Raw genomic sequence first — 24089 nt, 5'->3', positions numbered from 1 at the left:
GCGCTAAAGTCGCATTGCACATTCACAGTTGTATAGATTTAACTTATAATAAGCAGACACTACCCACCTAATTAAGCCCTAGTAACCCTATGAGTCAACATTCTGATATCAACGACACCATCAATAGTACCGATACTACTGATGAGCACACTCTGAATAGCACCAGCGATTCTATCAACACTGATACAAGTGCTCACCAAGAGGCAGAGCCTACTTCTGACAAACATATCCGTATCGTCAATACATTTATGAAGCGTCGCACGCACATGAATAAAAATGCCGAGCTGGCTCTGACTGCACCAGAATTTTCTAAATATCTGGTTAATAACAGTTTTGGTGATGGCGACCTTACCGGTATTGATGACTTGCGAGCGCTGTTCGCTGATAGCCCAAACGGTACTGACGCACCGCTTACTTTAGAGATTGGTTTTGGCTTGGGTGATTCATTTATTGAAATGGCAGCAGCAGAACCTACTCGCAATTTCGTCGGTGTCGAAGTGCATGAGCCTGGTATTGGTAAATGCGCCTACATGGCAGGCACACAAGACTTGAGCAATGTCAAAATCATCAATGGCGATGCTATTCAACTGCTCAAACAACTGCCAGAAAACCATATTGATCGTATTCAGCTTTACTTCCCTGATCCATGGCAAAAGAAACGCCATTATAAACGCCGTTTTGTCAGTCCTGAGCGTATGACTATTCTGACACGCAGTCTAAAGCAAGGCGGTTGGTTCCATACGGCAACTGATTGGGAGCATTATGCCTTTTGGATGGTTGAGGTGCTAGATGGTTTTTCAGGCTTAACCAACAAAGCAGGCGTCGGCAATTTCACCGACCGTCCTGACTTTCGCCCAATGACCAAATTCGAGCGACGTGGTCTCGAGCGCGGTCATGGTGTTTGGGATTTGATCTATATCAAAGACTAATACAAATCATCTGATCTAGTGATGTCCAAAAAAGCGGCTACGTTATTTAGCCGCTTTTTTATGTCTGTTTATAAGCTTGCCATCATACCTATAAGTATGCTTAATAGTTTATTAATCGGCTTTACCGAGTCACACCGCTGACTTTAAAGGCCTATAGTATGATAGTACGTGAAAAAAGATAAAATATTATTATGTGAAACATATCACTTAAGACATAGGCTACTACCGAAAAACAGTCTTTGTTGATTCTTAATAGATACGATTGAGCGCTTTTAAAATATTGTCTATTCACGCAAGCATAGATATTATAAGGGCTTGGAGAGTTCTCCCCATAAGCTGTGGATAACCCTGTGTATAAGTCACCACTTGACAAGTTTATAGCCAGATAACTTAAAGGATAAGATAAAATCGTTCACTTTTTGTACAAATTTAAAATTATTTAAAATCAACAACTTAAATTAAATATAAAGGCGTAAAAAATTATTTTAAATATTTTTAAAAAAATTTTAGTTATTTATAATGTTTCACAATCAATAAAAATAAGCGCATTATTTGTTGTGGACAACTCGTTGGTCTATTGACAAGTATGGCTTTTATCAGGTTCAAAATCATTTTATATCAGGAACTGTTTTTATAAACCTGTATCTCTACTCACACGACATATAGTGTCGTATAGCATCGCTCACGCCTCAATATACTGCTTAAACTTTGTTATAATTACTCTATCAAATCAGTAGCACTACAGCGTCTTCTACAATGGCTAATAGCTATAATACAGCTTAAAAATTACTGTAGCGCTCGTAATTACAAACTTATTTTTACTTCTCTCGTTATTTAATTTTACTGTATAGTAGAGCGATATCTTCGATATTACTACTCATACCATGCGTGTGACAACCTCTTTATTTTGCTAGATACCCAAACACTGATGACTGTGTATGCACATCCTTAGTGACATGGGATGCACACTGATTATAGTGCTCAACCCTATAAGTGTTTTATCTATAGCGTCAAATCAATTATCGAAAACAAGGAATCCAATATGGACGACAATAAAGCCAAAGCCCTCAAAGCGGCATTAGGTCAAATTGAAAAGCAATTTGGTAAAAACACCATCATGCATCTGGGTGATGAATCAGCCATTCTTGATGCTGATGTAGTATCGACAGGTTCTCTTGGTTTAGATATCGCGCTTGGTATAGGTGGATTACCAAAAGGTCGTATCGTTGAAATTTATGGTCCTGAAAGCTCAGGTAAGACCACGATGACCCTACAGGCTATTGCAGAGTGTCAAAAACAAGGTGGCACTTGTGCTTTTATCGATGCTGAGCATGCGCTTGACCCTGTTTATGCACGTAAGCTTGGGGTAAATACTGATGACCTACTATTATCGCAACCTGATAATGGTGAGCAGGCGCTTGAAATCACTGATATGCTGGTACGTTCAGGGGCGATCGATATGATCGTTATTGACTCAGTAGCTGCTTTGACTCCGCGTGCAGAGATTGAAGGCGAGATGGGCGACTCACATATGGGTCTACAAGCACGTCTGATGAGCCAAGCACTGCGCAAAATTACGGGTAATGCTAAACGCTCTAATTGCATGGTAGTATTTATTAACCAGATTCGTATGAAAATTGGTGTTATGTTTGGTAGTCCAGAAACCACGACTGGTGGTAATGCCCTTAAGTTCTATGCTTCTGTCCGTATGGATATTCGCCGTATTGGTGCGGTCAAAAACGGTGATGAGATCATAGGTAACCAAACCCGTGTCAAAGTTATCAAAAACAAAATGGCACCGCCTTTCCGCCAAGCAGAATTTGAGATTACTTATGGCGAAGGTACCAATCATTTGGCCGAAGTCATTGATTTGGGTGTCGAGATTGGTGCTGTTGGTAAAGCAGGCTCATGGTATAGCTACGGCGATGAAAAAATCGGTCAAGGTAAAGCCAATTCTGTGCTGTTCTTGAAAGAAAACCCTGCTATCGCCGAAGAAATCGAAGATAAGATTCGTGATGAAAAACTCGGTAAGAAAAAAAGCAGTGAAACAAAGGATGCAGAGCCGGCTCCTGAGCCCGTACAATAACGGTCTAACCATTATCGGTAACTGCTATAAATAGTTATGATTGATTATGAAAATTAAAACATTGGCTGATATTCTAGCTGAGTCGGACTCCGACTCAGCTGGCTCTACCGAGAGCAAACGAAAAAGACCAATCAAGTATACTGCTAAAGACTCACCTAAAAAGCCAACCAAATCTAGCAAGCCCTCTACCTATTCCAAGCGCTCTACCCATTCAAAGATAGACAGCTCATCTCTCAATGACTCTACTATCGATAGCACTTTTTTCGAAACGCCCTCCTCTAGTACAACCAAAGTCTCTAAATCTAAAAAACGTAAAAAGCGTTTCCATCCAGCAGCTAATTTCACTGCTGAGCCAAGTAATGCCTCCGCTTATCAACCGCCTGAAGCGCAAACGATTAAGGAGATGCTAGCAGAAGTTAAGCATAGCATTCATAGTGATGAAACCAGTAACCATCCTGCTATGAATAATAACGTTGAGCTATCTCTAAGCAACTTAGAGGATAAGAACGAATTATACCCTTTTCACAACAGCGAAACGGACAGTCAAAACGACAATATCCCAGCTGCACTTAAGGCTTATTTACATACACCTGAACAAAAACAAGCAGAAATCGATGCGATCAAAGCCGAAAGCCGATTGCGTTGGCTAGCATTTTATTATTTGTCGCGCCGCGAATATGGCAAAGCTGAACTTAAGCAAAAACTAATCGATAAGGAGCAAGATCCAGAAAAGGTCGATGCCCTACTCGATGAGTTTGAAGAAAAAGGCTATCAGAGTGATTACCGCACCACCCTTATGCTCATACGTGAAAATATCCGTAAAGGTCGTGGACGCGGACGCATCAAGCAAGAATTCTACCGCAAGAAGATCGCTATGCCAGGCAACATCGATGAGCTGATCGATATGGCAAATGCAGAATCGGATGAGTTTAGCGAGTTTGTAGAGGACAGTGAAGACAATATAGTCGATGGCGTAGATTGGCTCAAACTGGCTGTCATCGCACGTACCAAAAAATACGGTGACAACGTCCCTACTGAGCAAAAGGAAAAAGCAAAACAACTGCGATTTTTGCAATACAGAGGATTTAATACCGATGTGTGTTTCGCAGCGCTCAACTACACAACAGACACTTTGGCTGACCGCTTTTGATTCGTTCTTTATAATATATCGTCAATTATCATATTAATAATATGCTTTAAACGAGACAAAAAAAGAACACATCGTGAGATGTGCCCCATAGTCATGATTTAAGAGTGCCACCGCTCTAGAAATTCATAGCGTAGACAGCTTTAACTCAAATTGATTATTTTAACGTACCAAGACGGTTAGACAGTTGACCTATGATTTGATCGATTTCTTCATTTGCTTCCGCTTCATTGTCTAGGTTGCCATTAGGGGTTAGCTGGTTCATGACTTCAGGTAATAATTCAGCAAGTCCTTGACGTACTTCTGTTTCGTTGGCACCTGTACGAGCGGCCACTTGCTGGATTTCGCTTTCGTCAAACAAGCGATTGATTTCATTTGGGTCTAGATTGTCATTAGCCTCGTTCGTACTCATCCAAGAGCGTGCTTGAGCGCCGTGTCCCATACCAGTGATTTTTGATAGTGCACCGCCTATACCACCATTACGCTTGATCCAGCTTAGTACCATCGGCATAAGAACAGCGATAAGCATTCCTTTACCACCAAAACCGCTGCTACTACGTTGACCACCTAATACACTACCCAAGATGTCGCCTAACCCACCAGCGCCTGAGCTCACACTACCACGTTGGTTACCGCCTGCCAAACCACCTATAATGTCATCTAAACCAAAACCATTATCAGGCTTGCGGTCATACTGCTGCGGATTATAACCACCAGCCTGGCTACTACCGCCAAGCACACTGCCTAATATATCACCTAAGCCACCTGTACGACGTGGTTCGACACGCTGGTTTACCGGATTACGCTGAGCGTCATCTGGGTTCATCGCGCTACGGGCAACTTGACTCACTAAATTCCCTAATAAACTCATTTTCTATTCCTCTTTGTCATATTAATTATAATAAAAAACCACCACTTAAGCCGACAGATACGTGCTTTTTACATGTATAAAATCTGCGACATCAAGTGGTTGGTTTATATGCTTTATGCTTGTTTATTAATATAGCAAATGTCTTGGAACAGCAAGATAGGTGTTTTGTTATGACATGTAGGTGTTCGTAAGTTCATGGATATGAGGGTCAAGTTGACATAAAAATTTGATAAAGCCCTATGAAGTTTACTCCATAACGGTATTGGCTAGAACATTGAGCGCCCTCCAGTTCTCACTATTTACTTGGTCACGGAAGACTGTTATCGATAAAGGCTTTCGATAAGGCTCTGTTATTTTAAAATTAATAATAATTACCCATGGGTAGCGATGTACAGTGAGTAATTGAGCATGCCACAACTCATCACCTCGACCCGTGCGAATCAACAGCTGCCACTGTTTATCAAGACGTTGTCTTAGCGGCGGCTGGCTGATGCGTAACGGTGTCGGACGGGATATAATGAGATAACTGGCAACGGCTACTGAGACTACTAAAATAAGTACATACTGCCATAATACCAAAGATGCCAGCCATGCCAACACCATCATTGTGACCACTAGGCTGGCATAAAGTAACCACCGTAAACGGCTGGCAGTTTGAATAGCGATATCAATGCGTAGTGAGGTTACCAGCGTCATATGAGTATGTCATGAAAAACGTCAAATATTGGAGTCATCAGTTTCGCTACTTCTACACTAAGTCTTTGGTATGGCGCCAAGTTTTTATCTTATTCACTAACGCCCAGATATCATCCTCTTCTGGTCGATTCTGATTGGTAAAATAATCGAGCAAGTCAGGATCTTCATGCGTGAGCATCTGAGCGAAGGTCTCTTGCTCAGATGCATCTGCTGTTAGGTAGAGCTCTTTAACATAAGGATCGATATAAAAATCTAATTCTTTTAAACCGCGACGAGCCTGGTAGATAATACGGCGCTGCTCATTGGTTGGTTCTGGTTGGATAATATTGGTCATACAGATACTCTCATTTTTTAAGTGGTTTTTGATGGTAGGTTCAATAATCAGTAAGAGACAGATTTTAGATATAGCATATAAATATTTATCACAGTAGCACACCTTATCCATCGTCTCGGCTTATCAGACGACGCTAGTGAGGATATTCTGATAGTTGACTCCACAATGCCACTGCTTGCTGCATCATTCCTACATTATGCGTACGGATGATACTTGCTCCTTGTTGTAACGCAAATATCCCAGCAGCCGTACCGATTGCATCTCGCTCTATGGCTTGTGTACTTTGCATTGCTTGAGCGCTACTGTTAGTCAACACTTCTGCTAAGAAGCGCTTACGTGAGATGCCAAACATTATGGGTAACTGTAACGCCTGCAGTTTGCCTAATTGACTCAATAATGCACAGTGGTGCTCGTAATTTTTAGCAAAACCAAAGCCTGGGTCTATAATAATTTTATCTTTGTTGACACCAGAGCTTATCACTTCATGAATGCGAGCAGTCAATTCTGTACTCACCTCACCTATCACATCGTCATACTGTGCCAGATTATTCATCGTGGTTGGCTCACCGCGCATATGCATTAGCATAACAGGTATATCAAGAGTCGCTGCCAACTCTGCTGCACCAGTACGTTTTAGTGCTCTGACGTCATTCCAAATATCAGCACCAGCATCAAAGGCTGCCTGCATGACCTTTGGATTACTGGTATCGATAGATAGCCAGATATTATCACCGCAGTGCTGCCGGATTGCGTGAACCACTGGCACGACTCGCTGTAGCTCCTCAGTAGTCGCGACAGTGTTTGCATGGGGACGAGTAGACTCACCGCCGATATCAATAATAGTCGCGCCCTCTTCTATCATCTGCTGACAATGCGCAACAGCATTATCTACACCGTTAAATTGCCCACCATCTGAAAATGAGTCTGGTGTGACGTTTAGGATACCCATGATATGAGGCTGCGACAAATTCAGTGTTTTGTCGCGACTGGTGATTTTATAGCTGGGCAAAGGCTGGAATAATGACATGACCGATCTCTAATTAATAATCTTTTTTAGCTGCTTTCGTCTGTGCTTATGATACCAGTAAATCTTATGCTGTCCTAAAACCTGTATAAAATGATGACAATAAAAAAGCCCTTTATCGTAAAGGGCTTTTTATCAAATATGAATCAACTAGAGTTTACATCGCTGGTAGTGGTGGCGGTGTAGTACCCGTTGTTTTGATATCGTTCTTAGACAAATTTACTTCATTATGCTGATACACTCTAGGTGGACGTGGATCTTCTCCTGCTAAAATGTCCTGCAGTTGATCACGATCAATGGTTTCCCAGTTCATCAATGCATCAACCATCGCATGCATCTTCTCTTGATTACCTTCGATCAGTTCACGAGCAATATCATACTGCTCTTCTAGCATACGGCGTACTTCGTCATCGACCTTTTGCTGCGTGGCTTCTGAAATCGTACGGCCACCGCCACCAAAGTATCCTTGTGAATTGTCATCATCTTCATAAACCATAATACCAAGTGCGTCAGACATACCGTACTTCGTTACCATTGCACGCGCCATTTTGGTTGCACGTTCAAAATCATTTGAAGCGCCCGTTGACATCTGGTTGATAAATACTTCTTCAGCGATACGACCACCGAACAAAATAGCAATGTCACTTAGCATTTTTGACTTATACATGCTGGTTTGGTCATGTTCAGGCAACTGCCAAGTTACACCAAGGGCAAAACCACGCGGCATAATAGTAACCTTATGCACAGGATCTGTACCTGGCAACAGCTCCGCAACCAAAGCATGACCCGCTTCATGATAAGCGGTAGCACGGCGCTCTTCTTCGCGTATCACCATAGATTTGCGTTCAGGGCCCATGTATAGCTTATCTTTGGCATCTTCAAAGTCATTCATATCGACGCTGGTCTTGTTGCGACGTGCTGCAAATAATGCCGCCTCGTTTACAAGGTTGGCAAGCTGTGCACCACTGAATCCTGGTGTACCACGAGCAAGAGAACTGGCGTCTACACTGATGGTGTTTGGCAGTTTCTTCAAATGTACTTTTAGGATTTGCTCACGACCTTTGATGTCTGGTAAGCCCACTTGAACCTGACGGTCAAAACGACCTGGACGCAATAACGCTTTATCAAGTACGTCAGCACGGTTAGTTGCAGCAATAACGATAACGCCTTCATTGCCTTCAAAACCATCCATTTCAACCAATAGCTGGTTCAGTGTCTGCTCTCGCTCGTCGTTACCGCCGCCCATGCCTGAGCCACGATGACGACCGACTGCATCAATCTCATCGATAAAGATGATACAAGGAGCGCTTTTCTTCGCCTGTTCGAACATATCGCGGACACGTGATGCACCAACACCCACAAACATCTCAACAAAGTCAGAACCTGAAATTGAGAAAAACGGTACTTTTGCTTCACCAGCGATAGCTCTTGCTAGCAACGTTTTACCCGTACCTGGTGGACCTACCATCAAGATACCACGAGGAATCGTCGCACCAAGTTTGGTAAATTTATCTGGATCTCGTAAGAAATCGACCACTTCAACGACTTCTTCTTTGGCCTCTTCACAACCAGCCACGTCTTCGAAGTTCACATTGATTTGATCTTCAGTCAGCATTTTCGCTTTTGATTTACCAAAGCTCATCGGACCACCGCCTTTACCACCAGCGCCGCCTTGCATATTACGCATAAAGAATAAGAACAGACCAATAATCAGTAAAATTGGGAAACTGGCTATCAGTAGCTGCATCAGTACGCTTTGGCGCTTTGGTGCCGTTCCTTGAACTTCGACTTGGTTCTCACGTAGCATTGGCATTAGCTGGTCATCTGACACAGCTGGTCTAATGGTCTCAAAAGATGAGCCATTTTTCTTTTCGCCGGTGATCTGCTCGCCATCGATTTCGACACTGGCTACCTGATTCTCTGACACAGCGGTCACAAACTCAGAGTAGTTAAGGTTATCCGGCTCAGAAGACTGATCAAAGCCGCTAAACACCAGTACCAAAACGCCGATTACCACCAGCCACAATAAGGTATTTTTTACCATGTCGCTCACTAGTTATTCCCATCCCTTACTTATTGGTGTGTTTACTAAACACGTGACGTCTATAAACGTGTTACTCATTTTTGATAAATATTTCAATACTAAAAACGCTTGCTCAAAATAGCGCGATGCAAAAATAGCACAAAGGCTTTTTTGGTAAGCAATCAGTATAGAAAAACATAGATATATCGTTAATGAGCTTATAAAACGCTTGTCATCAGACGACTTTGCCTAAAACGTATGCTAAAAACAAAGGTAATATACCATGATATATGGTGCTAACCCGCATAATTCAAGCAGGTTTCGCGATTATTCGTTGAACGATTGTCACAGTTTTAATATTGCGATAGCACTACTTTATGGTGCCTTATTATCTTGCTTACAAGATCCGCAACTTATTGATGTTAAAACTATTTAATCGCTATCCAAAACATCTCTTTTGATCGCGGTCGCGAAGCCCCTGGCTTTATACTACGAATCTTACTAAAATCCTGCTGCATCTGCTTGCGTAATTCTTGTGTACCTTGACCCTGAAACACTTTCATAATAAGTGCGCCACCTTCTGGTAAGGTTGATAAAGCAAAGTCAACTGCTAGCTCGCACAGATACATCATACGTGGCTGATCAATAGCACTGTTCCCAGCCGTATTGGGTGCCATATCAGACAGCACCACATCGACTTGCCTGTCGCCTACTTCTGCCATAATGGCATCAAATACTTCAGCTTCACGGAAATCACCCTGAATAAAGGTGACATCAGGTAAAGTATCCATCGGTAAAATGTCAGACGCAATCAAAATGCCATTGTCTCCGACCAGTTGACCAGCTACTTGAGACCAACTACCAGGAGCACTTCCCAAATCTACGACCGTCATGCCTTTTTTAATCAAACTCGTTTTTTCATTAATCTCTAATAACTTATAAGCTGCACGGGCACGGTAGCCATCTTTTTGCGCTTTCTGTACATAATGATCGTCGATATGTTCTTTCATCCAAGCACTGCTGCTCTTTGACAGTTTTTTGTTTTCGATACGCGTGGCCAAAATACCTGCTCCTATGACTTGGCAAACTCAAATATACTCTTTTCAATTATGTTATGACTAGCAATCTAAACTCAATAAGACGTTGATTATTTTAAATGTATCATCGATTAAGCCATTTATTCGTGATTGGTCACAAACTGACTAAATTCTATTGGTTAAAACACTGTTTTATAGGGCAGTAGCGTTTATAATATAACCAAACATTCAGTTTAACATTTCCGTCACGTAAAATCGTGCAAAATCCTGCGGATCTCATGCAAGACGGTCTCATATTATCTATAATGATCAATAACTGTTTCTGACAGTACCCTTTTTATTTTTACCAACACCTAGGAATTCTATGCAACTCGATAACGCTACTATCAAACGCTTAAAAGGCATCGGTCACGAGCTAAAGCCTATCGTTATGATTGGCAACAAAGGTATCACACCGACCATTACTGAAGAGATTGATCGCGCTTTATCAGATCATGAACTTATCAAAGTAAAACTGCCTGCTGGTACCAAAGAAGAACGTGACGTCGTTGGTGCTCAGCTCGCCAAAGCAGCCAATGCGTCTTTGGTTCACTCTATTGGCCGTATGGCACTACTGCTACGTCAAAACCCAAATGCAAACCCAAAACTGTCTAACTTAGCACGTCATGCGCAATAAGATGATGAGCTGATAACTAGGGTGTGTTCTCATTTTGAAAATATCAAAATACGCTCGAAATAATGACAGCAAATATAAAAGCCGCGATGTATCTTGCTCGCGGCTTTTATATTTGCTGGTAGCTGAAGACTTAATTGGCACCTGATACTAATGCTTAGTAGCCGTCATTTTCATTACTCTTTTATAATTACTATCGAGTTTTATAGACAATGAATCAATCTTTTACTCTCTGTATAGCGACAGAGTCATTAGAGCAAGATGCACAGCTGCTAGGCGTAACTACTGATGATCTGCAGCGTATCGATATCAAAGTAATCGCTGATATTATTAATCAGCCCGTACTACAATTACGCTTAACTTATCAAATCACCTTACCCAGTCACGTATTAGCAAGTCAATTGGCGTGGCCAGTTTGGCAGCAAGCCCGAGTAAAATTTACTGACTATCTATGGGAAGAGACCTGCCTTGAGTGTTTTATTACTGGCAGCTCCATCAGTGGTAAAGAGTCAACGATACGTCAGCAAACAGCGCCTTATATTGAAGTCAATGCCAGTCCTGATGGTCGCTATGCACTCTATAAGTTTAAAGGCTATCGTAACCCTGCTACCTTACCACCAACACCGCTATACGATACTGACGGACTCACACGCGTAGCTATCAACTGGTCTGATAGTGTCAGTCAGCCAGAAACATCTATAAAGAGCGAGCTATCACTAGTAAATTCGTCTTATCAATATGAACGTCGCTTTTCTATTCCTATAACTGAATTACCTAACCATAAATACAGCGTTGCCAATATAACCGTTGAGCAGATACATCCTTGTGTTATTTTGCAGTTTGGTGAGCACAGTTTATATTTTGCCTCTCAGCACGCCTCTCCACCTGATTTTCATAACCATGACTATTGGTCAAAATTTAAGCTTTAACGTGATGATGCTATGGGTTGTACTCACTCAGACACACTTATTACTAGATACATTTATCCTTAGGTGCACTTATTTAAAGCACAAAAAAAACTCAGCAATGTCATAAAGAGCATTACTGAGTTTGGAGAAAACTTTAGATCTGTTTAACCGATATTTATTTATCAGCCATCGCAAGGTAGATACCACGGTTAGATGCGTCATCGACATACTGCGAATCACGCCATGTCGTGTAGCTATAATTACCGCTGTATGGGCTGATGCTGTTTTGACGGAAGTCAGATACCCAGTCATTACCATCAAAAATCTGAATATGGCCATGTGGACGACTTGACGTACGGTTGTAGACAACCACATCGCCAACTTGAGGTGCCATATCATTACTGATTTTGGTAAATCCTGCTTGGGCTAGCGTGCCACGAGAGGCATACTGATACGCTGAAGGGTTCGGCGTAAACTCATAGCCTGCTGACTGTAATGCTTTACGTACATAGCGAGCACAATAGCCAGAGCTTCTAGATAGGGCTACTCTTGACGCATTTGCCGCTGCGATAGCAGGAGCAGAGTTGCGATCAGGAACGCGACTCGCTTGCTGCTGACGCTGCTCGTAAGACAAACGACTCGTCAATGAGGCAAGCTGATATTCTTTTTGTTTAGCATGAGCGCTTAGGTTATCAATGGCTTGACTGATCTCATCGTTGCTATATACATGAGCACCGCTATTAGTGCTATAGATGTTGCGACTAGAACCGTAGTTCGCAGAAGTAGAGATATTTGTGATGGTATGACTCAAGGTATTATTTGGTTGAAAGGTTGTTTCGGCAGCACCACTCGTCTGTGCTATGCCCATTCCCAATACTGACAAAATTAATAAAGCTTGTTTCATAAATTTACTACCTATTGTTAATACAAGTCTGCTCGTCATCCGTGACAAAGCATCGATTAATTTAGAGGATATAATTATCAGATAAACGTGATAAAATCCTGATCACAACAGCTCGTTCTTTTATAGTGACTAATACCAGTACCTTGCTTAGTCAACTGTCTCATAAACCCTATGCTATATACTGCTTCTAGCATGTCTGTTCTGAATATCGAATTTGTCACCTAATAGATGAGTCATTGCGATGTCAAAAAAACAGCCTAATCGGCTTGCCCAGCTTATAGATCATCAAGCTTTTGCTGGTAGCGCACTACCTCAAACTCTTGCTGATAACATGCGGCTGTATATAGAGGCGACCAATGAGGTAAAAGAGCTGCTGGTAGACTGTCTACCTGAGGAAATCCTCAATACCTGTTGGGTCGTAGGCTTAACCTCTGAGCAATTAATACTCAGTGTAGGCTCAATGACAGCGGCCAATCATATTCGCTATTTACAAAACGCTTATTTGCAAGTGTTAACAGAGCAGTCAATTACATTTAAACAACTCAAGCAAATCCGCGTTGTAGTAGCTAAAATATCTACTGATAATCGTTCACCTAAACAATCATCAGTGTTATCAGCAACCTTATCAAAACCTTGTAAAGCCAATGAAAATCAGGCTCTTAGCCAAAACACAAAAAGGACTATATCACAGGCTGCGGAGCATGTCACCACCGATAAAAACCTCAAAAAAGCGCTTTTGCGTTTGATAAATGAGTAAAAATATAAATATTACAATGTAAAGTTATGTAAAAAAAACGTACAATGGCATGGATAACGCTGGGTTTTTGTAATCTATTACACAAAAAAAATCATCTGCCAGTTCCACTTGTATATAAAAGGGAACCAACAGATGATTTATTATTTGCCTACAGCTTTTATATACACTGCCTTAGAAAGAAATCTAAAAAATTATCTAGACTATATATTCAAAATACGACATATTATATTAATGTAATCACAACGTTACTATGTAATATTGCGTAAATGTTTCGATACTTCGTGTATATTCCTGTATTCATCCTTCAACTGCTAAACCATTCAACGGTAAATACTCTATTGGGCATGTTACATTGTCATCAAAAGTTACAATTTCAAAGTTATCTTCATCGGATAATATCTCACGTACTAGCAAATTGTTTAGTGCATGACCAGACTTATAGGCATTAAAACGTCCTATAATCGGATAACCAATCAAATATAAGTCTCCTAATGCATCTAAAATCTTGTGACGAACAAACTCGTCGTTAAAACGTAGGCCTTCTTCATTAAGAATATTCATGTCATCAATAACGATAGCATTGTCCATACTGCCACCTAGAGCCAGATTGTTTTGGCGCATGGCTTCTATATCACGCAAAAATCCAAAAGTACGGGCTTCACTTAATTGCTCAATGAAGTTCTGTGTAGAAAACTGTAGCTGTGCGTGTTGGAAGTTTTTATCGATAGCAGGATGATCAAAGTCAATCTCAAAATTCAATTCAAACCCGTCATAAGGGCGCAGCTCTGCCCACTTATCATCTACTTTTACGCGGACTGGACGGATGATTTTGATAAACTTCTTTGAAGCTTCTTGCTCACAAAACCCTGCATCAAGTAATAAAGCAACAAAAGGCGCTGCACTGCCATCCATGATAGGTATCTCAGAGGCAGAAACACGAACGAGTAAATTATCTACCCCAAGTCCAGCAATCGCGCTAAGCAAGTGCTCGACGGTACCTACTCGCGTCCCACCGAATACTAGATTCGAGGACATCATAGTATCGTGTACCAAAAATGCATTTGCTGGGATAGGCTCGCTACCTACAATATCGGAGCGCTCGAAAACAATACCAGTATCAACCGGCTGTGGATGGAACTCTAAGTCAACAGGCTGACCACTATGTAGACCAGTACCTGTAACGGCTATCGCTGTTTTTATGGTTCTTTGGTTCATGGCTGTTTTCTCACATATTTTGTTACAATTGACATAGTGTACCATTACCTATGCCTAATTCGCTACAAATAAAAAGCGTTAATTTCCTTATCTCCTTGATTGATAACACTTATCGTCCCTATTACTATCCTTGTTGTGGCTCTATTCCTATAACTTTTATATACCATCTAAGGATTTAAGGTAGTAGTTTTTGGACATACTTTTATATCTTGAAACATTTTATTGTACGACGACCTTTATTATTCTTCCTTTATATACGGTTCCTGATCTATAGACATAAAAAAGCCAGCATTTAGATGCTGGCTTCTTTGTATGGGGTTAGGACTATTTATTTTGTTGGCGCTTCAGATAGTCTTGGATACTATTGGTCTTTGTCTTTGTTTGCTCGTGAGGCGTACTTGGACGCGGAGCAGTGTCCTGATGCATCTGAGCTTGCGAATGCTTTTGGCTGTTCAATGCACTGGTATGCACATTAGGATCGACAGGCTGTGTGCTATTTACAGAAGGTACCGGCTGCTCAACCACTTCTGGCTCTTGACCTGCATTTTCATCTAGAGTCAAACCTGTTGCAATGACTGTGACATGCAAGTCATCACCCATTTTTTCATCAATCACAGAACCATAGAAAATATGAGCGTCATCGATATCAGTGATTTCTTCAACGATGATACTAATTTTGCTCATCTCATCCAATGATAATGACTCGGAAGAAATGACGTTAACCAGTAGGCCTTTGGCATTTTCTAGACGTAAGTCGTCAAGTAATGGTGATCTAATGGCTTTTTCAGTGGCTTGACGTGCACGATCATCACCACTAGCACGGCCGATACCCATCATTGCATGACCTTTAGCAGTCATTGCTGTGCGAATATCGTTAAAGTCAATATTAATCATACCTTCGCTAGCGATCGTCTCTGCAATACCTTGCACAGCATGCAACAACACATCATCTGCTTTTTTGAAGGCATCTTGCATAGAGATGTTACCGTACACGCTCATCAACTTATCATTTGGAATAGTGATAATTGAATCAACGAAATTAGTAAGCTGTTCAATACCTGCTTTAGCAGCTTTAATGCGCTTACCGCCTTCAAACTTAAATGGTGTGGTTACGACAGCTACTGTCAACACTTCCATTTCTTTTGCAATACGTGCAACAACTGGCGCTGCACCTGTACCAGTACCGCCACCCATACCAGCGGTGATGAACACCATATCTGAATGTTCGAGCAATGCGCGGATAGATTCTTCTTCACTTTCGGCAGCTTCACGACCCACTTCTGGATTTGCCCCTGCACCTAGACCACGGTTTGTTTTGGCACCAAGCTGTAGCTTGTGCGGTGCAGTTAGACGATCTAGCGCTTGCTTATCTGTATTAGCACAGACGAACGTTACACCTCTAATTCCTTGTTGTACCATATGTTCAACTGCATTACCGCCGCCGCCGCCAACACCGAATACAGTGAAGCTCGCTTGGCCGTTGTTTTGAAGCTGATTATCATCTGGCATGGTGTATTTTGACATAAAAAAGATTCTCCAGTTGCAGATAGCGTATAGGTCGATACGTATTGACGCACTCATATGGCGCGCTATCGACATACTATATATAAATGTATTTAAATAGAACAGGGCTATAGATCAAATAGTTCAGCATAGACAATAATATGTCATTACCTCAAGGTATTACTTTTCTTGCTTAACGTATTATTATCGATATTATTTCAATTTTTCTCAAATTACTCATTAGTGTCTTGTGAGCTGCTTAGACACTAAATAACTCATAAAACAGGACTACAGTCAGAATACTACTATAGTATTTTTTTCAACACGTTAGCAAAGCGTTGCCCTGCGCTTTGAAAGACACCTGTGACTCGATTTTTTTGGATCGTATCAGGCTCACTTTTTTCACTGCGGCGAAACTGCTCGCTTTGACTATATAGTAGTGTACCAAAAGCCGTTTGATAAGCACGATCGTTCACCTGACTATTAAGCTGCTTAAATGATTCATCATTATCAAAATGGTTATAGGCACTGATAGCAGGATGAGTATTGGTCAATACGACTGGCATTTTTAGCAGTCTTTTGGCAAAAGGTATCATGCCTTTGATTGTGCTACCGCCACCCGTTAGTACGATGCCCTTATCTATATAGCCTATCAAACCCGCTTCATGTAACTGACGGGCCACTTCTGTAAATATCTGCACATAACGTGCTTCGATAATGCGTGCTAGATTATAGATACCGATATTGATTTCATCACTAGACCCTTGCGGCTTAAACAAGAAGAAAGCGCTGGGGTCAACGCTGGTAGCGTCAGCAGTTCCATAAGATTTTTTCAACCGTTCAGCTTCAATCATCGATATACCAAAATCAGCTGAGATATCCATCGTTACTTCGTGACTGCCGGTAGCGATACAATGGGTAAAGATTAATTTATTTTCTTTATAAACGCAGATACTGGTCGTGCTGGCACCAATATCCACCAAGCACACACCTTGCTGACGCTCTTCACTCATCAAGCTATATTCGGCACTGGTCACCGCATCAAATACAATGTGGTCGATACCAACGTCGCAACTTTGCAATAATTTTTGGATATTTTGGCGGCTAGCGACTGGCATCATCATCATGTGATACATCACAGTAATGTTGTGTGCCATCATCTCAATGACGTCATCGACCATAAAATCTTGATCGTCGACGTAGATACCTTGCTGGCAACAATGCATAAGGTAGTAATCAGATGGTAGATCGCGTGATTTGGCATTAGACAATGCCTGTACCATATCATTGGCTCGCACGACGTCATCTTCTACCCTAACTTCCCCTGCGCTGTTTTTACTAGACAGTTCAGGCGTCGCTAGGGTTAACCACACACTATGCACGCGGCAGTTAGCAGTATCTTCAGCTTCTTGGATAGCTTGCTTGATAGCACCTTGTAGACGTTCACGATGCTTTATTTGACCTTGATAAAAATCGCTGTTCTTAACTTTCCCCACGCCCAAAATACGAATGTCTTTTGCAGAGACAACATTGCCAATAACGACATATACTGCCGTGGCACTTAAATGGACAACAACCAGATTTTCATTATTTTTCATGGTACCAGACAAATTATCGCTAGACAGGAGCACATACTATGTCCTCCTGTTGAATCGTTAAAAAAAGCGTTATTAACACGCTATGATGTTGTACATATATTATTCGTTTAAGCCAAATAGTTTCAAATCAGGTCATAACCTCTTATTGATCCTACTATTGCTTTGCTTAGTGCTACTGTGGTTGTTCTGATTCCTCAACAGGTGATGCTGACATATCCCAAGCTATGGTAAAGCCGTTTTTATAACGTAAATCTACAGACTGTATCTCATCGCGGCGTCCGCTTAACTGATTGCCCAGTAGCTGGCTTAGATTCAATAACTTCTGCGCCGTGTTTTCATTATCAACAATAACGCGTAAGCCATTATCAAAACGAATCAACCACGTCATTCTTGGTGATAAGATAATATCGGCAACTTGCATATCAAGTGGTGCATACCAATCATTGACCTGCTGCATTTGTTGCATAATAACTGGTGCTTGAGTCATCTCACCTTGTAAGGTAGCAAAACGTTCCTGAGTCAAATCGTTACTATCAGCAGGAACAAAAACAGCGCCCTTTGCATCGACCAGACGTTCTGTACCAAAGTTGGCGACCGCTTGCTTCGGTAAAGCGGTAACAACAATACCGCGTTGCCAGTCACGAGAGATACTCACTTGATCAACCCAGGCCAAACCCGTCGTGATATCTCGCAACGCTTGTAGATCGGAAGTAAAAAAACTACTGACCTTTTGCTGATCCATCACCGTTTGCAACGAGTTATATTGGGCACTAGACAATCCTTGGTTACTAACATGAATCTCAGCTGGCGGTGCATCACGCAGTGCTTTGCCACCCATTATCAATATCAGCACTAGCAATCCTATTACCAATATCATAAAAAGATATCTGACCGAATTCGGTATCTGGATTTTAGATACTGGGCGACCGGCTTTATCACTCATCAAGTCAGTTACCTCGTTGACAGTTTGAGCCATAACGACCTTTGTCCCTATATTTGCATAAAACTGATCATGCTCATTATTGATATAAATCTGCATACATTTTGCAGAAGCCTATTCATTCGATATATTATCAAAGTCTGTCAATAAAACGACTCGTACACTGCAATTATTCTTATTTAAACGTAACATTTTTCTTAGGTTATGAATAACTTATGAGTTATCTCTATCACAGAGATAAATATTATTAAACTAAACCCATTCTTGCAATATTAACGTATTTCATAGTCAAACAATAGCCTAACACTCGTTAGCAGCCTTGAATTTACACAAGTTTACATGAAGCTATGATATAGCAGCTTTAGCAACACGTTGAACACGCTAATAACGGTTAGTAGTATGGGATAAAAACACGACTATACAACTATAACTAACTATAAAACCGCAAACGACTTAAACAGCGAATAACTATACTGTCTGCGATAGTATGTGCCAGCACAATGTATCAAAGTCCATGCCGCGTGCTTTGGCTGCCATCGGAACCAAGCTATGGCTGGTCATACCAGGCACCGTGTTAATCTCTAGTAGCCAGAAATTGCCTGCTTCATCTTGCATGGCATCAATACGCCCCCAACCTTTTGCATCCACCGCACGAAATGCAGCAAGACTTAAATCTTGTAGATGCTTTTCGTCGGCAGCAGTCAATCCGCAAGGAATATAGTAGCTGGTATCATTGCGATTGTACTTTGCTTCAAAATCATAGAAGTTGGTAATGTCGGCAGGCTCAAGGCGGATGACAGGATAAGCTTCGTCATCAATAATCACAATCGTAAATTCACGACCTGTAATCCAGCGTTCAGCCATTACAGCATCACCGCACTGTACTGCGGTAGCATAAGCAGCAGGCAACTCATCTAAATGGTTGACCTTTGTCATACCAATACTTGAGCCTTCATGAACGGGTTTGATGATAAGTGGTAGACCCAGCATGTTAACCACTTGCTGCCAATCCGTATCGGCCGTCAATAATGAAAAAGGGGCAGTCGATAAACCGCAACCTTGCCATAGCTGCTTGGTACGGATTTTATCCATGCCCAATGCTGATGCCAAAATACCTGAGCCGGTCTGCGGTATGTCAAACCACTGCAGTACACCTTGTAATAAACCGTCTTCACCGCCGCGACCATGTAAGACGTTGAACACGCGATCGTACTCACGTAATTCTGTGATATCTTGATGCTTTGGATCAAAGTGAGTTGCATCGACGCCTTGATTTTGAAGTGCTTGCAAGACAGCAGCGCCACTATCCAAAGACACACTACGCTCATTGCTACTGCCACCATAAACGACGGCAACCTTTCCGAACTGCTTCGCGTCTTTTACATGACTGGTTATCGTACTGACAGAGGTTACGTTGTCTGTTTTGTTTGACGTAGTATCAACGTTATCTTGTTTTACTTGTGCAGCTGCGGCCATTGCCATCTCTGGATTGGTAATGGCTTGGTTCTGATTGCTTGTATTGTCTTTATTATTAGTCGTCATGAGGACAGCTCCTAAGTTTTAGCTTACTTGATATAAAGGTTATTGGCAGCCAAGTCGACAGCAATCTGTCCCACGTTACCTGCACCTTGCGTGATGAGCATATCATTGGCTTTTAATAAACGCTGCATAACAGGAGCTAGATTGTCTTTATCAATAATCGTTGGCTCAACTTCACCGCGCAGACGAATACTGCGTGCTAATGATTTGGTATCAGCGCCTGTGATTGGGCTCTCACCTGCCGAATAAACATCCAATAGTAGTAGCTCGTCCACACTTGATAACACATCAACAAAATCATCGTAGCAATCGCGAGTACGGCTATAACGATGCGGCTGAAACAGCATAACCAAACGACGATCAGGAAAGCTCTGACGAGCGGCTTTGATAGTAGCGTCGACTTCTTTTGGATGATGACCATAATCATCAATCAATAAGACATTGCCATCATCGATATCTACAGAAGCATGCTGTTCAAAACGACGACCTACCCCTTCAAATTTCTGTAGCGCACGCTCAATCGCTGCATCATCCACCCCTTCATCAGTTGCCATCGTGATAGCGGCAAGCGCATTGTAGACATTATGAGTACCAGGAATGTTCAGCGTCAAACGCAATGGCTCACGGTCACGGCGCAATACCGTAAAGTGTGTTTTGGTACCTTCAGTTACCAAATCGACAGCTTGTACGTCATTGAAAGGCTCAAGTCCGAAAGTCAACACAGGGCGGCCAATATCATCAATCATTGCATACAGCTCAGGATCATCACCGCAGACCACTGCTAAGCCATAAAACGGCATATTCTGCAAAAACTGAATGTAGGCGGCTTTTAGTTTATCAAAGCTGTTTTCATAAGTTTCCATGTGATCTTGGTCGATGTTAGTCACGATCGCGGCCATCGGGCGCAATGATAAAAATGACGCATCAGACTCATCTGCTTCTGCTACCAAGAAACGGCTGCTACCTAACGCTGCATTTTTACCAGAAGCATTTAGCTTACCGCCAATCACATAAGTAGGATCTAACTGCCCTTCTGCCATCATCGTGGTCAATAGGCTGGTCGTTGTCGTTTTACCATGAGCGCCTGCAACTGCAATACCATGACGATAACGCATCAATTCACCAAGCATATCAGCACGGCGTACTACCGGTAGACGCGCTTCAAGCGCTGCCTTCACTTCAGGGTTACTGCGATCAATTGCTGATGAGACGACGATCACATCAGCGTTGGCGATGTTTTTGGAATCGTGGCCAATTGATATCTCGATGCCAATCTGCTGTAGACGCTTAGTAACCAGACTCTCTGCAATATCAGAACCACTGACTTGATAGCCTTGGTTGTTCATTACCTCAGCGATACCGCACATACCTGAGCCGCCAATACCAATAAAATGTAAATGCTGAATACGGCGCATTTCTGGTATTTCAATCAAACGCTTAGGTAAGGCTTTGGCAGAGGTAGACATAAAATTTTCTCTTTATTAAAGGATAATAAAAATTAAAGAACAGTAGAAGGTGATAAATGAAAAACAACGAGTGGCAAGGCGTAAACTACAGCGTTTGCCAAATAATATCAGCGACTTGCTGACTTGCGCTACGATTGGCTAAGGCATGACCCTTTTTTGCCATTGTTAGGCAACTATCGCGATTGAGTACCGCAAGCTCATCATGCAAACGCGCCGCGGTCAGCTCAGACTGCGGTAATAGGATTGCCGCATCATGTGAGGTCAACGTGCGAGCATTCGCCGTTTGATGGTCATCAACGGCATGCGGCAGTGGTACAAAAATAGCGGCAATACCGACATTTTGGATTTCGGTCACTGTCAATGCACCAGCACGGCAAACAATCACATCTGCCCAGTTGTAGGCTGCGGCCATATCATTGATAAAAGGCTGTACGGTAAATTGATGCTTGCTTAAATCTTGTTCGCTATAAGCCGCCTGCGTGGCAGCTTCGTTATTGCGTCCACATTGATGAAGGACTTCGAATGGCTTATTTAGCAGCGCCAGCGCTTTTGGTACCGTATCATTTAATACTTGCGCACCAAGCGAGCCGCCGACAACCAATAGTTTAAGTGGTGTATTGTCAGTCACATCATAGCGTACCACCGGTTCTGCAACCCCAGTGATGGCATTACGCACAGGGTTACCGACAGTTTCAAGCTTGGCATCCTGTTCACTATTGGCAAAGGTATTCTCAAAAGCTTGTAGTGTCTTTGCAGACAGCTTAGACAGGTAGCGATTGCTCATACCAGCAATAGCGTTTTGTTCATGGATAATCAGTGGTGTATTGGTCAGGCGTGCAGCAAGACCACCCGGTGCGCTAACATAACCGCCGAACCCGACAACCACGTCGATTTGATTACTGCGAATTATTTTTACAGCAGCCATCGTCGCTGATAGCAAAGTGACAGGTAGCTTTAATAGTCGACCAACGCCTTTACCGCGTAGTCCCTGCATATTGATGGCATGAAAAGGATAACCTGTCGGTTCAACCAAACCATTTTCCATACCATTTGGGGTGCCCAACCAATGAATCACCGCGCCGCGACGGGTCAACTCATCACTTACTGCAAGCGCTGGAAAAACATGCCCGCCAGTACCAGCTGCCATCATCAATATCTGCGGTGTTTTCATAAACGCCTGCCTATCTTTACTTTATTTATATGAAGAGTTTACTTTGCTGCTATGATGCCACTAACCAAAGATAGTGACATGGCAAAAGCCCGCATAGTATAGAGGAAATCATTGTCTTGTATACAGTACTTTGTGCAGCAAAAACAACAGAACTCTCAGTCGTGAGCTTGCACGACTGAGTACTATATATTACTGATGAACCATCAAGAAGCAATGACCGATTTCACCTCAAAAAATAGTGATTGTATCGTCAAAATACATCTTAAGCTGATAACAACTATACCGTAAATTTATTTTCAATCGCCATGATAAAGTCGGTTGCGATATCTGTACCGCATTGATCATCAATCTCACGTACACATGTTGGACTAGTGACGTTAATCTCCGTGATACGCCCGCCTATTAAGTCTAAACCAACAAACATTAGACCTTTTTCTTTGACAATTGGTGCCACAACTTCTGCCACTTGGCGCTCGATATCGGTCAATGGCATGGCAACACCGCTACCTCCCGCGGCTAGATTGCCTCGCGTCTCACCTTTGCTTGGAATACGTGCCAAGCTATAATCAACCACGACACCATCAACGATGAGCACGCGCTTGTCACCATCTTTAATCTCAGGTAGATAACGCTGCGCCATGATAGGTAAAGTTTCAAGTTCCGTGAGCACCTCAATTGTTACGCCAATATTAGGACTATCAGCAGTTAGACGAAAGATACCTGTACCGCCCATACCATCTAATGGCTTGACGATGACATCCTGCTGCTCAGCGATAAACTTACGAATATGCGCCTGCTTGCTGGTCACAATCGTTGGGCTCATATACTCACTAAACCATGTCGCAAACAACTTCTCATTACAATCACGGATGGCTTGCGGATCATTGACCACGAGCACGCCTGCGGCTTTGGCATGATCTAACATATAAGTGGCGTAGATAAAACGCATATCAAACGGTGGGTCTTTGCGCATCAAGATCACATCATAATCACTGACCGGACCTGTTGCTTTGTCACCTAATGTATAGAAATCTGTAGGATCGCGCTTCACGGTAAGCGGCTGCGTATCGATCATCAACTGCCCACGGTCCAACCACAAGTCATGGATCTGACAGTAACCAAGTTGATGTCCACGGTCCTGAGCTGCCCACATCATAGCGAGACTGGTGTCTTTTTTATAATTAACCCGCTCGATAGGATCCATAATAACGAGGATCTTTAGCGGTTTTTTTTGGTTTTGTTGGCTCATTGTTTGACTCATAGTAAGG

The 24089-nt window shown here is 42.3% G+C and carries 21 protein-coding genes; 6 read left to right on the top strand and 15 right to left on the bottom strand.

All coding sequences use genetic code 11. The features are described from left to right. Positions 1-89: 89 nt before the first annotated feature. From trmB to NJD71_RS07920, 3 genes are all read left to right on the top strand, one after another. The gene (gene trmB, locus NJD71_RS07930) at positions 90-929 is read left to right on the top strand and encodes a tRNA (guanosine(46)-N7)-methyltransferase TrmB (RefSeq protein ID WP_319051427.1); all 840 of its coding nucleotides are present in this window, start codon (positions 90-92) and stop codon (positions 927-929) included. A 1042-nt stretch (positions 930-1971) separates the two neighbouring features. After that, the gene (gene recA / locus NJD71_RS07925) at positions 1972-3015 is read left to right on the top strand and encodes a recombinase RecA (RefSeq protein WP_319051426.1); all 1044 of its coding nucleotides are present in this window, start codon (positions 1972-1974) and stop codon (positions 3013-3015) included. Positions 3016-3061: 46 nt separating this feature from the next. Then, complete coding sequence (locus NJD71_RS07920; RefSeq protein ID WP_319051425.1) at positions 3062-4165, top strand: regulatory protein RecX; 1104 nt, start codon at positions 3062-3064, stop codon at positions 4163-4165. Positions 4166-4319: 154 nt separating this feature from the next. On the opposite strand, the gene NJD71_RS07915 is transcribed toward NJD71_RS07920, so the two are convergent. The 6 genes from NJD71_RS07915 to NJD71_RS07890 all read right to left on the bottom strand — a co-directional run bounded on the left by NJD71_RS07915 (position 4320) and on the right by NJD71_RS07890 (position 10171). Continuing rightward, a complete protein-coding gene (locus NJD71_RS07915; protein ID WP_319051424.1) occupies positions 4320-5033 on the bottom strand; it encodes a YidB family protein in 714 nt (237 codons plus the stop codon). 246 nt (positions 5034-5279) lie between these two features. Beyond that, a complete protein-coding gene (locus tag NJD71_RS07910) occupies positions 5280-5729 on the bottom strand; it encodes a hypothetical protein (RefSeq protein WP_319051423.1) in 450 nt (149 codons plus the stop codon). 52 nt (positions 5730-5781) lie between these two features. Beyond that, positions 5782-6063 (bottom strand): FAD assembly factor SdhE, encoded by a 282-nt coding sequence (locus NJD71_RS07905; RefSeq protein WP_319051422.1) that lies wholly within the window; start codon positions 6061-6063, stop codon positions 5782-5784. Between the two features lie 133 nt (positions 6064-6196). Continuing rightward, the gene (folP, locus tag NJD71_RS07900; RefSeq protein WP_319051421.1) at positions 6197-7090 is read right to left on the bottom strand and encodes a dihydropteroate synthase; all 894 of its coding nucleotides are present in this window, start codon (positions 7088-7090) and stop codon (positions 6197-6199) included. A 154-nt stretch (positions 7091-7244) separates the two neighbouring features. Continuing rightward, complete coding sequence (gene ftsH / locus NJD71_RS07895; protein ID WP_319051420.1) at positions 7245-9140, bottom strand: ATP-dependent zinc metalloprotease FtsH; 1896 nt, start codon at positions 9138-9140, stop codon at positions 7245-7247. A 398-nt stretch (positions 9141-9538) separates the two neighbouring features. Beyond that, positions 9539-10171, bottom strand: a complete 633-nt coding sequence (locus tag NJD71_RS07890) for an RlmE family RNA methyltransferase (protein ID WP_319051419.1) — start codon at positions 10169-10171, stop codon at positions 9539-9541. Between the two features lie 340 nt (positions 10172-10511). On the opposite strand from NJD71_RS07890, the gene NJD71_RS07885 reads away from it, so the two are divergent. Continuing rightward, the gene (locus NJD71_RS07885) at positions 10512-10823 is read left to right on the top strand and encodes a YhbY family RNA-binding protein (RefSeq protein ID WP_319051418.1); all 312 of its coding nucleotides are present in this window, start codon (positions 10512-10514) and stop codon (positions 10821-10823) included. A gap of 209 nt (positions 10824-11032) precedes the next feature. Next, on the top strand, positions 11033-11749 hold the full coding sequence (locus tag NJD71_RS07880) for a hypothetical protein (RefSeq protein ID WP_319051417.1): 717 nt from the start codon (positions 11033-11035) through the stop codon (positions 11747-11749). A 154-nt stretch (positions 11750-11903) separates the two neighbouring features. Here the strand turns inward: NJD71_RS07880 and NJD71_RS07875 are convergent, their stop codons facing one another. Further along, the gene (locus tag NJD71_RS07875) at positions 11904-12632 is read right to left on the bottom strand and encodes a CHAP domain-containing protein (RefSeq protein WP_319051416.1); all 729 of its coding nucleotides are present in this window, start codon (positions 12630-12632) and stop codon (positions 11904-11906) included. 241 nt (positions 12633-12873) lie between these two features. Here NJD71_RS07875 and NJD71_RS07870 point away from each other — a divergent pair, with 241 nt between their 5' ends. After that, complete coding sequence (locus NJD71_RS07870; RefSeq protein ID WP_319051415.1) at positions 12874-13389, top strand: hypothetical protein; 516 nt, start codon at positions 12874-12876, stop codon at positions 13387-13389. A 297-nt stretch (positions 13390-13686) separates the two neighbouring features. Here the strand turns inward: NJD71_RS07870 and lpxC are convergent, their stop codons facing one another. The 8 genes from lpxC to gshB form a co-directional block, all read right to left on the bottom strand. After that, positions 13687-14604, bottom strand: a complete 918-nt coding sequence (lpxC, locus tag NJD71_RS07865) for a UDP-3-O-acyl-N-acetylglucosamine deacetylase (RefSeq protein WP_319051414.1) — start codon at positions 14602-14604, stop codon at positions 13687-13689. Between the two features lie 324 nt (positions 14605-14928). Continuing rightward, the gene (gene ftsZ, locus NJD71_RS07860; RefSeq protein WP_319051413.1) at positions 14929-16128 is read right to left on the bottom strand and encodes a cell division protein FtsZ; all 1200 of its coding nucleotides are present in this window, start codon (positions 16126-16128) and stop codon (positions 14929-14931) included. Positions 16129-16412: 284 nt separating this feature from the next. Next, positions 16413-17738 (bottom strand): cell division protein FtsA, encoded by a 1326-nt coding sequence (gene ftsA / locus NJD71_RS07855; RefSeq protein ID WP_319051412.1) that lies wholly within the window; start codon positions 17736-17738, stop codon positions 16413-16415. Positions 17739-17877: 139 nt separating this feature from the next. Beyond that, the gene (locus NJD71_RS07850; protein WP_319051411.1) at positions 17878-18681 is read right to left on the bottom strand and encodes a cell division protein FtsQ/DivIB; all 804 of its coding nucleotides are present in this window, start codon (positions 18679-18681) and stop codon (positions 17878-17880) included. A 432-nt stretch (positions 18682-19113) separates the two neighbouring features. After that, complete coding sequence (locus tag NJD71_RS07845; RefSeq protein WP_319051410.1) at positions 19114-20187, bottom strand: D-alanine--D-alanine ligase; 1074 nt, start codon at positions 20185-20187, stop codon at positions 19114-19116. A 23-nt stretch (positions 20188-20210) separates the two neighbouring features. Continuing rightward, positions 20211-21650 (bottom strand): UDP-N-acetylmuramate--L-alanine ligase, encoded by a 1440-nt coding sequence (gene murC, locus NJD71_RS07840; RefSeq protein ID WP_319051409.1) that lies wholly within the window; start codon positions 21648-21650, stop codon positions 20211-20213. Between the two features lie 85 nt (positions 21651-21735). Next, the gene (gene murG / locus NJD71_RS07835) at positions 21736-22821 is read right to left on the bottom strand and encodes an undecaprenyldiphospho-muramoylpentapeptide beta-N-acetylglucosaminyltransferase (RefSeq protein WP_319051408.1); all 1086 of its coding nucleotides are present in this window, start codon (positions 22819-22821) and stop codon (positions 21736-21738) included. Positions 22822-23098: 277 nt separating this feature from the next. Continuing rightward, positions 23099-24070 carry a glutathione synthase gene (gene gshB / locus NJD71_RS07830; RefSeq protein WP_319051479.1) on the bottom strand — a complete coding sequence of 324 codons (972 nt, stop codon included), beginning with the start codon at positions 24068-24070 and terminating at the stop codon, positions 23099-23101. Positions 24071-24089: the final 19 nt, after the last annotated feature.

It is taken from the genome of Psychrobacter sp. PP-21, assembly GCF_033790785.1.
Lineage (GTDB): Bacteria > Pseudomonadota > Gammaproteobacteria > Pseudomonadales > Moraxellaceae > Psychrobacter.
Note: the sequence above shows the minus strand (reverse complement) of the source record. Positions and strands in the feature narration are given on the sequence as shown.